At 56.7% G+C, this 12,485-nt stretch carries 14 protein-coding genes and 2 tRNA genes; 11 read left to right on the top strand and 5 right to left on the bottom strand.

Going from position 1 to position 12,485, the window contains the following annotated elements:
• The first annotated feature begins 7 nt into the window (after nucleotides 1-7).
• The 6 genes from nuoI to RBB80_RS08800 are packed head-to-tail and all read left to right on the top strand — an operon-like array spanning nucleotide 8 to nucleotide 6,183.
• Entirely contained in the window at nucleotides 8-523 is a 516-nt protein-coding gene (gene nuoI / locus RBB80_RS08825; RefSeq protein WP_433967861.1) for an NADH-quinone oxidoreductase subunit NuoI, read from the top strand.
• Between the two features lie 9 nt (nucleotides 524-532).
• Nucleotides 533-1,153, top strand: coding sequence for an NADH-quinone oxidoreductase subunit J (nuoJ, locus tag RBB80_RS08820; protein ID WP_433967860.1), 621 nt, complete (start codon nucleotides 533-535; stop codon nucleotides 1,151-1,153).
• Nucleotides 1,041-1,349 carry an NADH-quinone oxidoreductase subunit NuoK gene (gene nuoK, locus RBB80_RS08815; RefSeq protein WP_433967859.1) on the top strand — a complete coding sequence of 103 codons (309 nt, stop codon included), beginning with the start codon at nucleotides 1,041-1,043 and terminating at the stop codon, nucleotides 1,347-1,349. The genes nuoJ and nuoK overlap by 113 nt, the downstream gene beginning before the upstream one ends.
• A gap of 1 nt (nucleotide 1,350) precedes the next feature.
• Complete coding sequence (nuoL, locus tag RBB80_RS08810) at nucleotides 1,351-3,225, top strand: NADH-quinone oxidoreductase subunit L (protein WP_433967858.1); 1,875 nt, start codon at nucleotides 1,351-1,353, stop codon at nucleotides 3,223-3,225.
• A 9-nt stretch (nucleotides 3,226-3,234) separates the two neighbouring features.
• A complete protein-coding gene (nuoM, locus tag RBB80_RS08805) occupies nucleotides 3,235-4,731 on the top strand; it encodes an NADH-quinone oxidoreductase subunit M (protein WP_433967857.1) in 1,497 nt (498 codons plus the stop codon).
• 3 nt (nucleotides 4,732-4,734) lie between these two features.
• Nucleotides 4,735-6,183, top strand: a complete 1,449-nt coding sequence (locus tag RBB80_RS08800) for an NADH-quinone oxidoreductase subunit N (RefSeq protein WP_433967856.1) — start codon at nucleotides 4,735-4,737, stop codon at nucleotides 6,181-6,183.
• Between the two features lie 14 nt (nucleotides 6,184-6,197).
• Here RBB80_RS08800 and RBB80_RS08795 read toward each other — a convergent pair whose 3' ends face one another.
• Nucleotides 6,198-6,647, bottom strand: a complete 450-nt coding sequence (locus RBB80_RS08795) for a CBS domain-containing protein (protein ID WP_433967855.1) — start codon at nucleotides 6,645-6,647, stop codon at nucleotides 6,198-6,200.
• Between the two features lie 515 nt (nucleotides 6,648-7,162).
• On the opposite strand from RBB80_RS08795, the gene RBB80_RS08790 reads away from it, so the two are divergent.
• A complete protein-coding gene (locus RBB80_RS08790) occupies nucleotides 7,163-7,462 on the top strand; it encodes a hypothetical protein (protein ID WP_433967854.1) in 300 nt (99 codons plus the stop codon).
• Nucleotides 7,462-7,911, top strand: coding sequence for a type II toxin-antitoxin system VapC family toxin (locus RBB80_RS08785; RefSeq protein ID WP_433967853.1), 450 nt, complete (start codon nucleotides 7,462-7,464; stop codon nucleotides 7,909-7,911). Before RBB80_RS08790 ends, RBB80_RS08785 begins: the two co-directional genes overlap by 1 nt.
• Before the next feature lie 48 nt (nucleotides 7,912-7,959).
• On the opposite strand, the gene RBB80_RS08780 is transcribed toward RBB80_RS08785, so the two are convergent.
• The 4 genes from RBB80_RS08780 to RBB80_RS08765 all read right to left on the bottom strand — a co-directional run bounded on the left by RBB80_RS08780 (nucleotide 7,960) and on the right by RBB80_RS08765 (nucleotide 10,471).
• Nucleotides 7,960-8,376 (bottom strand): hypothetical protein, encoded by a 417-nt coding sequence (locus RBB80_RS08780; RefSeq protein ID WP_433967852.1) that lies wholly within the window; start codon nucleotides 8,374-8,376, stop codon nucleotides 7,960-7,962.
• Between the two features lie 377 nt (nucleotides 8,377-8,753).
• On the bottom strand, nucleotides 8,754-8,888 hold the full coding sequence (locus RBB80_RS08775; RefSeq protein ID WP_433967851.1) for a hypothetical protein: 135 nt from the start codon (nucleotides 8,886-8,888) through the stop codon (nucleotides 8,754-8,756).
• A gap of 925 nt (nucleotides 8,889-9,813) precedes the next feature.
• Nucleotides 9,814-9,890 (bottom strand) — tRNA-Pro (locus RBB80_RS08770).
• Between the two features lie 38 nt (nucleotides 9,891-9,928).
• Complete coding sequence (locus RBB80_RS08765; RefSeq protein ID WP_433967850.1) at nucleotides 9,929-10,471, bottom strand: DUF4112 domain-containing protein; 543 nt, start codon at nucleotides 10,469-10,471, stop codon at nucleotides 9,929-9,931.
• Nucleotides 10,472-10,536: 65 nt separating this feature from the next.
• On the opposite strand from RBB80_RS08765, the gene RBB80_RS08760 reads away from it, so the two are divergent.
• The 3 genes from RBB80_RS08760 (at nucleotide 10,537) to RBB80_RS08750 (ending at nucleotide 12,481) form a co-directional block, all read left to right on the top strand.
• Nucleotides 10,537-10,611, top strand: a tRNA-His gene (locus RBB80_RS08760).
• A 32-nt stretch (nucleotides 10,612-10,643) separates the two neighbouring features.
• Nucleotides 10,644-11,444, top strand: a complete 801-nt coding sequence (locus RBB80_RS08755; RefSeq protein ID WP_433967849.1) for a DUF72 domain-containing protein — start codon at nucleotides 10,644-10,646, stop codon at nucleotides 11,442-11,444.
• A complete protein-coding gene (locus tag RBB80_RS08750; RefSeq protein WP_433967848.1) occupies nucleotides 11,441-12,481 on the top strand; it encodes a YheT family hydrolase in 1,041 nt (346 codons plus the stop codon). Before RBB80_RS08755 ends, RBB80_RS08750 begins: the two co-directional genes overlap by 4 nt.
• Nucleotides 12,482-12,485: the final 4 nt, after the last annotated feature.

Here is a 12,485-nt window from a genome sequence, read left to right as displayed (position 1 = left end):
GCTTTTTGTGATCAGCCTTGTGCGCTCTTTGTGGGAGGTCTTCCGGCATGCCTTTGCGCGGCGCGTGACAGTTCTGTATCCGGAGGAAAAGCCCTATCTCGCGCCTAGGTATCGGGGTCGCATCGTTCTCACGAAGGATCCCGACGGTGGGGAACGCTGCGTCGCGTGCAATCTCTGCGCCGTGGCCTGTCCGGTAGATTGCATCTCTCTCCAGGCGACGGAGGACGAGCACGGCCGGAGATACCCGGAGTTCTTCCGAATCAATTTTTCCCGCTGCATATTCTGCGGCTACTGCGAAGAAGCGTGCCCCACGTACGCGATTCAGCTAACGCCGGACTTCGAGATGGGCGAGTACAAGCGGCAAAATCTCGTGTACGAGAAAGCCGATCTGCAGATTGAAGGTCCGGGAAAGTATCCCGATTACAACTTCTGGCGCGTGGCGGGAGTCGCAATCGATGGCAAGGATAAAGGAGAAGCTGAGAACGAAATTGCGCCGGTCGACACCCACAGCCTGATGCCTTGAGGATGCGCTATGGTCACGCTTTTCTATCTCGCGGGTATTGTTGCCGTCATCGCGACGCTGCTCGCCATCACGCAGCGTCATGCGGTTCACGCACTGCTTTATCTGGTCGTGTCGCTTCTGGCCGTCGCGGCGGACCTGTATGTCCTGGGTGCGGTCTTTGTGGCTGCGCTTGAAGTCATGATTTATGCGGGCGCCATCATGGTGCTCTTTGTGTTCGTCGTAATGATGCTCAACGTGGCCGGGCATGCGATGGAAGTGGAACGCGAGTGGCTGAAACCTCGAAACTGGTACGGCCCTCTCGCCCTCTCGCTGATCTTGTTAGCAGAACTGGCCTACTGTACCGTCACATCCGGCAGCACGCCCTCGCTAGCTAACGCCGTAAGTCCAAAGCAGGTTGGCGTGGCGCTATTCAGGACTTACTGGATCGGAGTCGAATTCGTGTCTCTGTTGTTGACGGCAGGGCTGGTGGGCGCATGTCATCTAGGAAATCGTGAAATCACAAGAGAGGAGGTGCAACATGCTACAAGTGCCGATGCAGCACGCGCTGATTCTGGCGGCAATCCTGTTCACGTTGGGCCTAGCGGGACTTCTGACGAGGCGGAACCTGATCTTCACGCTCATGTGCATTGAGATCATGCTCAATGCAAGCGGCTTGGCATTCGTAGCGGCTGGCTCCCGCTGGGGGCAGCCGGACGGTCAGATAATGTTTCTGTTTATTCTCGCAATGGCGGCGGCTGAAGTCTCTGTCGGATTGGCATTCGTACTCCTGTTCCATAAGAAGCAGGCCGCATTGGATGTGGACGCGGCCAGTGAGTTGAGAGGCTGACATGTTTCAACTGTTATGGCTTGTTGCGGCCATTCCGTTTGCCAGCGCTGCCTTGCTTGCGCTGTTCGGTTCCCAGTTGCCCCGCAAAGTGGTCGCGATCGCGGGTGCCGGGTCCATTGGGTTTGCCGCGGCGCTCACTCTGCTGATTGGCTCCGAGTTCATTGCGTCGCCACCTGCCGGCAACTCTTATGTCCAGCACCTGTGGACGTGGATGAATATCGGTGGATTCCAACCCGAGGTCGCGTTCTATCTCGATTCTGTTGCGCTTCTAATGCTTCTGGTCGTCACGTTTGTTGGCTTCCTGATTCATCTCTATTCCGTTGAGTACATGCGTGACGACGAAGGGTACGCGCGATTTTTTGCTTACATGAACCTCTTTGCGGCGTCGATGATCACGCTTGTGCTCGCGAATAATCTGCTCTTGCTGTACCTGGGTTGGGAAGGTGTAGGGCTCTGCAGCTTTCTTCTGATCGGCTTCTGGTATCGGGATCCGGTGAACGTACGTGCAGCGCGCAAAGCCTTTATCGTAACCCGGGTTGGCGATACCGCCTTTGCCGTGGGGTTGTTCCTTTTGTTTACCAAGCTGGGAACGCTGGACATTCAGGAGCTGATGCATCGCTCCTCGGCGCAATGGAACCCGGGCAGCGGGATTGCGGTGGCAGCAGCAGCGCTGCTATTGGGCGGGGCGGTTGGTAAATCCGCGCAATTGCCGCTTCAAACCTGGTTGCCGGACGCGATGGCCGGCCCCACCCCCACGAGCGCACTCATTCACGCCGCGACCATGGTGACCGCGGGAGTTTACCTGATTGCACGCACGCATGTGCTCTTCACGCTGGCTCCTCCCGTCCAGTTCGCAGTGGCAATCCTTGGAGCCGCCACGATGCTGCTGGCGGCCTTCAGTGCGCTTGCCCAGCATGATTTGAAGCGAGTGCTGGCGTACTCCACTATCAGCCAGATCGGCTACATGTTCCTCGCGCTCGGACTGGGTGCCTGGTCGGCTGCCCTCTTCCACCTTATGACGCACGCCTTCTTTAAGGCGCTTCTCTTCCTGGCTGCAGGAGTTGTCATTCACGCAACACATGAGCAGGACCTCTACCGTATGGGCGGGCTTCGCTCTGAACTGCGGCTCGCATTCTGGTCGTTCGTGATTGGCGGATCGGCATTGGCCGGCCTACCACTGATAACCGCCGGTTTCTTCAGCAAGGACCTCATCCTATGGCAATCCTGGGCGGGCCCGAATGGAAGTGCGTTGTTCTGGATCGCAGGCATGACGGGAGCCATGCTGACCTCGCTCTATACCTTCAGGATGATCTCGCTGACCTTCTACGGTCCGCAGCAGGCACACGTGAAAGCGGAAAGCGGCGCGGCTGTTCGCATCTCCCTCGTCGCACTTTGCGTATTGTCGCTTACAGGCGGATATGTCGATACGCCGCCACACTTTGGCGGCGTCCCCGCACTTTCAAACTTTCTAAGCAGCGCCTTGCCTCCGCTCGAAGAGGTTCACATAGGTCCTATTACTGAAACCATCACTGCGCTCTGTGCCAGTGCTGCGTTCGGGCTCGGCCTCGCGCTGGCGTACCTTCTCTACGGTCCGCACCGTTCGCGGCTTCCCGCCCAGGGCTTCCTGCCAAGGCTCTGGCTCGCAGGCTTGGGCTTCGACCTTGTGTACGACCGTCTGTTCGTCCGCCCGTTCCAGTGGCTTACCCGGAAGAGCAAGAGCGACGTTGTGGATGTGCCCGTCCAGGATGTGGGGCAGCTTGTCATGCTTGGCTATCGGAGCTTGCATCGGATGCAAACTGGCCACGTGCGTTGGTATGCAATGGGAATTGCCATGGGAACCGTTGCGATCCTCGCGATCGCATTCTTTGCCCGATGAGGTATCGTGATGATCCTACTCAGTCTGATTCTGATTCTGCTCGTCGGCGGCACCTCCTCCTGGATCGTCGCCCGCCGACATGTAGCGTCTGCGCGTTGGATCGCCATGGCCAGCGTGGGAGCCGATCTGGTGCTCACCCTCGGGATATGGATCGCCAACACCGGACGGTCTCGGCCTGCAACACAACGCTGGCTGCAAGAGTGCAACTTCCCCTGGATCTCGCAGTTCGGCATCCGCTTCCATCTCGCACTCGACGGCCTTAGTCTGGCGTTGCTGCTCCTCACTTACTTTCTAGGCATTGTGGCCATTCTTTCCTCGTGGACGGAGATCCGGCAGAGAGTCGGTTTCTTTCACTTCAATCTGCTCTGGGTACTGGCAGGTATCACCGGCGTGTTCCTGGCTGCGGATCTGTTTGTCTTCTATCTTTTCTGGGAGTTGATGCTCGTGCCGATGTACTTCCTGATCGGCATATGGGGCCATGAACGGCGGATATACGCTGCGACGAAGTTCTTCCTCTTCACGCAATTGAGCGGCCTGCTGATGCTGGTCGCGATCATTTCGCTGGCCGTTCTCCATCAGCACGCGACCGGCGTTTTCACCTTCGACTACGAACAGTTGCTCAATACAACGCTATCGCCCCGCTCGGGACGTCTCTTGATGCTTGGATTCTTTGTTGCGTTTGCGGTTAAACTGCCCGTATTCCCCTTTCACACATGGCTCCCGGATGCACATACGGAAGCTCCCACCGCCGGTAGCGTAATCCTTGCCGGACTTCTCCTGAAGACGGGCGCGTACGGACTCATCCGTTTCGTTTTACCTCTCTTTCCAGGCCAGTCGCGCGAATTGGCTCCTCTCATGATGACCGTCGGCGTCATCGGAATCCTCTACGGCGCGATACTTGCTGTCGGCCAAACCGATCTCAAGCGCCTCGTCGCCTACACCAGCGTCAGCCACATGGGATTCGTTCTCCTCGGAGTCTTCGCGGGAAATGAAATTGCGCTCGAGGGAGCCGTAATCCAGATGATTAGCCATGGAATCAGTACGGGCGCGCTGTTCGTCCTTGCCGGCCTCCTTCAGGAGAGGATGCACACCCGTGAGATATCAGAGATGGGCGGCCTTTGGGAGACCATGCCTGTCCTCAGCGGGGCGGGTCTTCTGTTTGCCATGGCCTCGCTTGGACTTCCAGGACTGGGCGATTTTGTGGGTGAATTTCTCGTCCTTCTTGGGGCATACCGGGCCAACGTCAGCCTCACCGTCGTCGCGACGCTGGGTCTTCTCGCGGCAACTCTCTACGGATTGAAGTTCGCTCAAGGCGTGTTCCACGGCCCGAACCTGCACCATCTCAGCCTGCCGGACATGCGCTTTCGCGAGTGGATGATTCTGGGACCGATGATCCTTTGTCTCCTCTGGATCGGCCTGTATCCGCAGCCCGTCTTGAACACGTTACGGCCCAGCCTCGCCGCCATGCATCAAAGTGCGTTCCCGCAGCAGATCGTCAGGAGATGAGATATGAATGTCGCTGATTTTGTTGCGCTGCTGCCGCTGCTTACGATTTCGACGACCGCAATCGTTGTGATGATCGCGATCGCAATCCGGCACAATCACAAAGTTGTCTTTGCGATCTCGCTGATCGGCGTGGCAGCCGCCCTGGCGAGCCTTCTGCTTGCTGCATCCGCTGCACCGCGCCAGATCGCCACCCTGTTGATTCTCGATTCCTATTCGCGTCTCTACATGGCGATTCTCCTCGGTGCGGCAGCATTTGTATTCCTATTCGGCTACGACTACCTGAAGCGCCGCCAGGAACGCCCGGAGGAATTTTATCTTCTTGTGCTGCTCGCGACGACAGGCGCAATGGTGCTTGTGATCAGCCGCAACTTTGCGTCGTTCTTTCTTGGGTTGGAATTGCTGAGCGTGGCGCTCTACAGCCTGATCTCCTACGTGCGAACCGAGAGTTCATGTATCGAAGCGGGGATCAAGTACTTGATTCTTGCTGCGTCATCATCCTCCGTTCTGCTATTTGGTCTCGCGTTGATCTATGCGGAGTCAGGGTCGATGGAACTCTTTCAGTTCTCGGCGGCGATGACCCGCGCCTCCGAGCCCACGAGCCTATTTCTTCTGACTGGCCTGATGCTCGTGCTCACGGGAATCGGTTTCAAACTGGCGGTCGTTCCATTTCAACTCTGGACGCCGGACGTCTACGAAGGCGCACCCCTGCCGGTAACGGCGTTCATTGCCACCGTATCGAAGGCTGGGATGTTTGCATTTCTTTTGCGCTGGTTCCACGTGCAAGACGCAGGAGTGGCAGGAGCGCCGGGGCTGGTTCTCACGATCATTGCGATCGCTTCCATGCTGACGGGAAACCTTCTCGCGCTGGCGCAGACCAACGTCAAGAGGATCCTGGCATTTTCATCGATCGCTCACATGGGCTATCTGCTGGTTGCGTTGCTCGCCGGCGGAGTACTCGGCGCTCCGGCGGCCACCTACTACCTCATCGCCTATGCAGCGACGATCCTCAGCGCCTTCGGCCTGATGACCGTCCTGTCCGGCCCGCGACTCGAAGCTGCCTCCATCGACGACTACCGTGGACTCTTTTGGAAGAGGCCCCTCGTCGCAGGTGCATTCACTACAACACTTCTTTCCCTTGCCGGGATTCCGCTCACGGCAGGATTCCTCGGTAAGTTCTACGTCATCGCGGCCGGCGCTTCACAATCCCGATGGCTACTTCTCTTCACCCTCGTCGCCAGCAGCACCATCGGTTTGTTCTACTACCTGCGCATCATTGTCGCCATGTACTCCCAGTCGGAAGGCCCTGGCCTAGAGGAAGAGTCATCTATACAGCCATTGTCTCTCCCAGCTACCCTGGCGCTCACAGTTCTCACTGGTCTCATACTTCTGCTAGGCGTCTACCCCGCACCACTTTGGGATGCCATCATAGCTGTCACACACGATCTCGGCTGATCCTATCAGCCGGCCTAGCAAGGGTATTTTCCCTCGATGTAGTGCTCGAGGTGTTCGATCGTCTGGTCCTGCGCGAAAGCCATCCAATTCACAAGGTCTCCGATTGAAATCATCCCAAGAATTTTTCCGTCGCAAACCACAGGAAGATGGCGAATCCGGTTCGTTGTGATAAGTCGCATGGCTTCGTCAACGGAACACTCTGGGCGGATGGTAATCGGCGATGCAACCATGATCTCGCTCACCGGGGTATCCTTTGAGCCTCGTCCCAGGAGGATGACCTTTCTCGCGTAGTCTCTCTCCGAAACGAGGCCCACTAGTTGGCCTTGATCGATGACCAGCAGCGCGCCCACATCCTTATCGGCCATCATCTGCATAACGGAATAAACTGTCGCATCGGAGGGTACGGACCAGATATCAGAACCCTTCTTGCGTAAAATGAACGACACGGGGTCAAGCACTCTCATGGCTAGCTCCTTACACGCAATTCAAGACTCAAGGTAGCGCTTTAGAGGGAGAGACAAGCTAGACGCCGAACCCCAGTAGCTGCGTGTCGGGAGCTGGAACGCGGCGATTGCTGCAAGAATGACAAATCTTTAGAGCTACGCTCGTACTGCCAAACGAAGAAAGCCGTCACTCGGCGTCGAACTATACACCCGCACCCCAACAATTGCAAAGTGTCATTATCAACCCTTTCCACCGGTGCTTCTCTGCTCAAGGGCGTTCTTGAACAGGCCGGGAAAACAGGTGTCTGGATTGCCACTTATGCTCACATTCTCTTGATTATCAACACTTAAAAGAATGACAACTGGGTGCGGATCAAGCCGACCAGGATGGCGACTCTGCCGCTGCAGTGAACAGTGCAGAGCTCGACGATCGGGCCGTCGCGTTCATTACGTCTTTCTTCCAAGATGGTCGAAGAATCAAGTTGCAGCTTTCAGATATTCTGGATATATTACTGGATATAGATTGGAGGCCAGACATGAGCAATACTGCCCAGAAACGCGCTGTGAAGAACTTCAGAAGCCGTCTTCAGAAGAAGGGATTGGCACGGTTCGAAGTACTTGGTCTCGACACGGATCGCAATCTGATTCGTTCCCTAGCAAAGAGACTTGCGCAGGACGACCCGGAGGCGAGCCGTATTCGTCTAGAGATGATGAGAACGGTCGCTGATGTTCCCCAGAAAGGCGGAATTCTTGCGGCACTCCGGCGTTCGCCTTTGGTTGGAGCTGATCTGAAGATCGAAAGGCAGCTGAATACGGGCAGGAAAGTCGATCTCTGATGCAGCATCTCCTTGACACCAACATCATCAGCAACGTTACCAAGCCCTATCCATCCCAGCCGTTACTCGAATGGATGGCGGACCAGGCAGACGGAGACCTCTTCATCTCTTCATTAAGCTTGGCGGAGATCTGGCGAGGCATCCTGGAGAAACCCGCCGGGAAAAAGCGGAGAGAACTCGAAGAATGGTTTGGGGGCGCAGAAGGTCCTCAGGCCCTATTTCGAGGCCGTGTGTTGCCGTTTGACGAACACGCGGCCCTCGTATGGGCTCGCCTCATGGCCGAAGGCACATCGGTGGGCAGGCCACGAAGCGCGTTCGATATGGTGGTTGCCGCCATCGCCGAGGCCAATGACTGCGTTGTCGTGACGGACAATGAAAAGCACTTTCCAGGAGTGCGCCTTTTCAATCCGCTTCGCAGTGCCAGACGCAAAGGTTCGGGCGATCGCTAACGTCTTTGACCAACCACCAGGGCTGCGGAAGCCGCGAAAGGGTTTGCTCTACTCGGAATGGTCGAGGTTCCAATGCTTCTGTAGGAGGGCAGAAACGATCTGAGCCCGGCAATCGTCGATAGAGGCATTCCGAATTCGACTTGGTATTTCCTCGATCTCCAGTTCTTCGCGTTTTGCGACCGTTTTGATGATTTCAGAGGAAATGTCCAAGTTGTGGACTACCGATGAATTGATGACGACCATACCGCCGCTTGCGATGGCTCCCATGGCAAGCTCTTGCTGCCCTGGGACTCCAAGCTTACGAACGATGAAGATGTCCAGCGGAAGGTCAGTTCGCGTGCAACCATAGGCGACCGGCACACCGCCACGAGGCAATCCAAGCACAATCGCATCTCTTAGATCGTGCAGCTTTGCGACGGTTCGGGCCAGCACGCGGCCAGCATCTCTGCGATCCCGGAACAGCATCTCCAGCAATCCTCGTGTTAAGCGATGCAATCCAACCGATCGCAGATGCCCGGCGATGCCGGGCATTGTCCTGGCCAAAGTGTGACGCAGATTAAGCGAGCCGTGTCCGTTGCGATTCGACCCACCACACATAGGTCACAGGCAAGGCCCTCTTTGCGTTTTTTGGACTGCATCTCGCATGAACGCCAACTTGCCACTACGAACCTCCTCGTAGGTGCTAGACACTGCTTTAGCCATAAACGGAGCCGTTCCTGCTTTTAAGAGGCCCTGTTCTGCCTGCTCGCTATTGATCTCCACAACCCGGATCGGCTGGCCCGTCGCGCGCGAAACAATGCCTATCTGTTCAGGCACGGTGAGCAGTTCATCCCCTGTAACCTCTAGGATCTCTGGGGCGTCGGGTTTGTCAGCACCTGAACTGCCACAGCGGCGATGTCCTGAGGAGCCACCGGTGCCGTCTTGCCTTCTCCCGCCGCGTTATAGACCACGCCTTCGCTCTTGATGATCTCAAGCAACCAAAACGTGTTCGTCCTGAAATTTCCAATCTCAGGGCATCGATATCCTCCAAAGCCGAATCGCCTTTTCAGTGTGCGCCACGGCAAATTTGGAGGAGATTTCTGCGAAGTCTCTCATGCGAATTTCGCTGCATGTCATCGGTCTTGACCTCGCGCTACAACTCTCTATTTGTCAGATAGATACGCAGGCTCTATCTGCCCCACTTTGATCGCCGAGCGTTCCTCGACTCGAACATAATGTCCTCCAACGATTTTGCGATGGAGATCGACGAAGCGGGGACGGTCCTTCTTCCACGAGTTTCGAAACACCTTGCGCCTCCAAGAACGTCAGCACGCACGCGAACTTGTTGTGGACAGTTCGTGGCGCAAGCTTTTTCTTATCTCGCAGGAATGCAGAAAAACGTAACAGGTCAATGCGCTGGATGTCCTCAAGGTGCGTCCTGTCACATGATTCCTGAAAATACTTGAGCGCGATCTTGTAGCCGCGCCATGTTTGTCCTGCTTTGTGAGTTGCACTTCTTCCAGAAAGTCATGCACCGCCACTTTGACATGATTCTTGTTTGCTTCCTCTTCGACATCTGTGACGACTAGTCCTTGGGAGAGTGCGCGCAGCTCAGCTAGTTTTTGCATCTGGCGCTGATGCGCTGCGTCTGATTCCCTGCCAACAGAGAGACGCTGGCGCTTCCCATTCTCCCGCCAGTCCAGATAGTAGATTCAGGTTTCGCGTTTTTCGGGCCTTCCATTTACCAGCACCCAATTTGGCTTTACGCGCCCGTTAGCGGCGATTACGACCGAGACGTATCGCCTTCCTTCTCGAGTCTCGATCCGTTTAGTGAGATTGACTTCCATAGCTGCAAAGCGGTATCCCCTGCGGTATCCATCGCTGAGAAAGCCATGTAAGTTATAGAAATAATTGTTGTTTTGATGGTCGGGGCGGAGGGATTCGAACCCCCGACCCTCTGGTCCCAAACCAGATGCGCTACCAGACTGCGCTACGCCCCGACTCTTTTTAGTTTATCGCATCGAACGTGCTACGGCGATCACAACGTTCGAAAGAGGCCGTGGCTGCTGGTCCCGAAGAGCGTATGGAAGAGACCGTCAAAGACCCAGGTGAGTAGAAGTAGCGGCAAAATTACCAGTGCGGCCAACACAAGACAGACGGCCCCAAGAAAGAGCCAGCTCTGCAACGTGTGTTTGCGCGGCTCATCGACACTGCCGACGAGAAGAGCGTAGTTACGTCGGTTAGCGCGCCAGGCGATATCGAACATATCGCCGAGAACCGGAATCGAGCCGACCACGACCTCAATCGCAACATTGGTCACCATACGCGCAACGGTGACATAGGAGACTCCGCGTACCCAGGCCGCGACGATAATGATGCAAGAGGCAATGCCGCCGATCAGATCTCCGATGCCGGGTATGAACCCCACAATGCCGTCCAGACCGAAGCGGATCGAGGTGCCGGGGATCCTGATGAAATCGTCTAGAACGTGCGAAAGCAGATCGAGATTCTCGTCATCAAAGGCTTTTCCCCCGCGCTTGATGCGGGGTGACAGAACCTCGGGTTTCGCGGTAAACGGCATCGGACCCTCTCGCCCCCACCGAGAGATTGCCCCGCAGGCGGCCAGTGCTATAATTCCAGTATACGGCGGCTATAGTTCAGTGGCAGAACGCCGCTCTGTGGCAGCGGATGTCGTGGGTTCGAAACCCACTAGCCGCCCCAAACTTCTCAAATCTTCAGACTGCGGATCAACCTTGTCCCGCGTTCCTAAAGCTTCCTCAACGCCCGTACCGGTCGCCGCTCCTAGAACCTTGGCGCGCCTATACGCCGGGACATCGGGCTGGGCCTATCCGACCTGGAAGCCCGAATTCTATCCTGCGGGGACGCCAGCGAAGAAATTCCTAGAGTTTTATGCCTCGCAACTCACCTCGGTGGAGGTCAATTACACCTTCCGTGCCTTGCCGACGGCGAAGATACTAGAGGGCTGGCTTGCCGCGACGCCGCCAGACTTTCGCTTCAGCTTCAAGGCGCCCCAGCGCATCACCCACCTCAAGCGCTTACGCAACTGCGAAGAACTTGTAGCCCAGTTTGTGGCAACGCTTGAGCCAGTTCGTCAGGCGGACAAACTTGGCCTGCTGCTCTTCCAGCTTCCTCCTAACTTCAAGGCTGACGCCGAACTTCTCAGCACCTTCCTTTTTCTTTCCGCGCTTCACGAAAAGGCCGCCCCGCCGATCGCTTTTGAATTCCGTCACGAATCGTGGTTTGACGAGAAGATTTACTCGATTTTGCGCGAGCATAACGCGGCGGTTTGTATTGCCGAGAGCGATGACCTGCTGACGCCAGAGGTGCATACTGCGGAGGGCCATACCTGCTATCGGTTGCGGCGGAGCAGCGGTTATTCGGCAATTGAGCTTGACGCCTTCGCGCAGCGTTTCGCAACTCTCGCCCAGCAGCGCGACGTCTACGTCTACTTCAAGCACGAGGACGAGCCAACCGGCGCACTCAACGCCACGCAATTTCTTGCCCGCATCCAAGCTCTAGCGGAGAAACAGTGACGCCGACAGCCGAGATCGAGAGCATCGAAAGCCACGCTGCTGAGTTTCAACCTCGCCGTTTCATCATCAACGGACATCTGCAAACGATCATGGGCAACTACTTGCCGCGACTCAATAGCCTGCCCGCGCCCGAGGCGACCTTCGTCGAGGTTTCGCCGGCCACAGCCCGCCAGATCGCAAGCCAGGTTCTTTGCCACTGCCACTGGCAACCGGAAGATGTTCGTTCTTCACGACCAACAGCGATCATCGTGCATGGGCTGGAAGGTTCCTCGGATTCGCAGTACGTCGTTGGCAACTCGAACAAGCTGTGGCGTGCCGGATGCAACATCATTCGGATGAATATGCGTAACTGTGGAGGCACCGAGGCGCTCACGCCGACGCTCTATCATTCGGGCCTCTCCAATGACGTACTCGCCGTGATGAACTTCTTCGTGGCACAACGCGGGCTCCGGTCGATGTCGTTGATCGGTTACTCGATGGGCGGAAATCTCGTCCTCAAGCTTGCCGGCGAGCTTGGCACCGCAGCTCCCTCAGAACTGCATTCCGTAATCGGCGTATCGCCCGCGCTCGATCTTGGCCCTTCGGCCGATGCTCTGCACCGTAGGCGAAACCGACTTTACGAGTTGAAGTTTCTTCGCGCCCTCTTGAGCCGCTATCGTCGCAAGGTCGCACTGTTTCCTCATGTCTACGATCCAAATCTCGCGATCGGAGTACGTTCTCTGCGCGAGTTGGACGACCGCATCACTGCACTCTACTCCGGGTTCGCTGGCGCCGAAGACTATTACTATCGCGCCGCTGCAGCCCGCGTCATCGACCAGATCGCTGTGCCGACGCTCATCCTCCATGCGCTGGACGATCCCTTCGTCCGCATTACCGATGAGAGTTGCGGCAGACTCGAGGCGAATCCGAATATCCGGCTGATCACGACTCACCACGGCGGCCACTGCGCCTTTCTCGCCCAGCCCGACGCCGATACCGGGTACGATGGCTACTGGGCCGAGCACACCCTGCTGCGTTTCCTGCTCGCCAACGCATAAGATA

The organism is Tunturiibacter gelidiferens (assembly GCF_051013345.1).
GTDB lineage: Bacteria > Acidobacteriota > Terriglobia > Terriglobales > Acidobacteriaceae > Edaphobacter > Edaphobacter gelidiferens_A.
Note: the sequence above shows the minus strand (reverse complement) of the source record. Positions and strands in the feature narration are given on the sequence as shown.

Excerpts from the sequence above, each read along its gene's own strand:
- RBB80_RS08785 (WP_433967853.1), top strand. The coding sequence starts at position 7,462 with ATGCAGCATCTCCTTGACACCAACATCATCAGCAACGTTACCAAGCCC.
- RBB80_RS08790 (WP_433967854.1), top strand. The coding sequence starts at position 7,163 with ATGAGCAATACTGCCCAGAAACGCGCTGTGAAGAACTTCAGAAGCCGT.
- nuoJ (WP_433967860.1), top strand. The coding sequence starts at position 533 with ATGGTCACGCTTTTCTATCTCGCGGGTATTGTTGCCGTCATCGCGACG.
- nuoL (WP_433967858.1), top strand. The coding sequence starts at position 1,351 with ATGTTTCAACTGTTATGGCTTGTTGCGGCCATTCCGTTTGCCAGCGCT.
- RBB80_RS08800 (WP_433967856.1), top strand. The coding sequence starts at position 4,735 with ATGAATGTCGCTGATTTTGTTGCGCTGCTGCCGCTGCTTACGATTTCG.
- nuoK (WP_433967859.1), top strand. The coding sequence starts at position 1,041 with ATGCTACAAGTGCCGATGCAGCACGCGCTGATTCTGGCGGCAATCCTG.
- RBB80_RS08765 (WP_433967850.1), bottom strand. The coding sequence starts at position 10,471 with ATGCCGTTTACCGCGAAACCCGAGGTTCTGTCACCCCGCATCAAGCGC.
- RBB80_RS08780 (WP_433967852.1), bottom strand. The coding sequence starts at position 8,376 with ATGCTGTTCCGGGATCGCAGAGATGCTGGCCGCGTGCTGGCCCGAACC.
- RBB80_RS08795 (WP_433967855.1), bottom strand. The coding sequence starts at position 6,647 with ATGAGAGTGCTTGACCCCGTGTCGTTCATTTTACGCAAGAAGGGTTCT.
- nuoM (WP_433967857.1), top strand. The coding sequence starts at position 3,235 with ATGATCCTACTCAGTCTGATTCTGATTCTGCTCGTCGGCGGCACCTCC.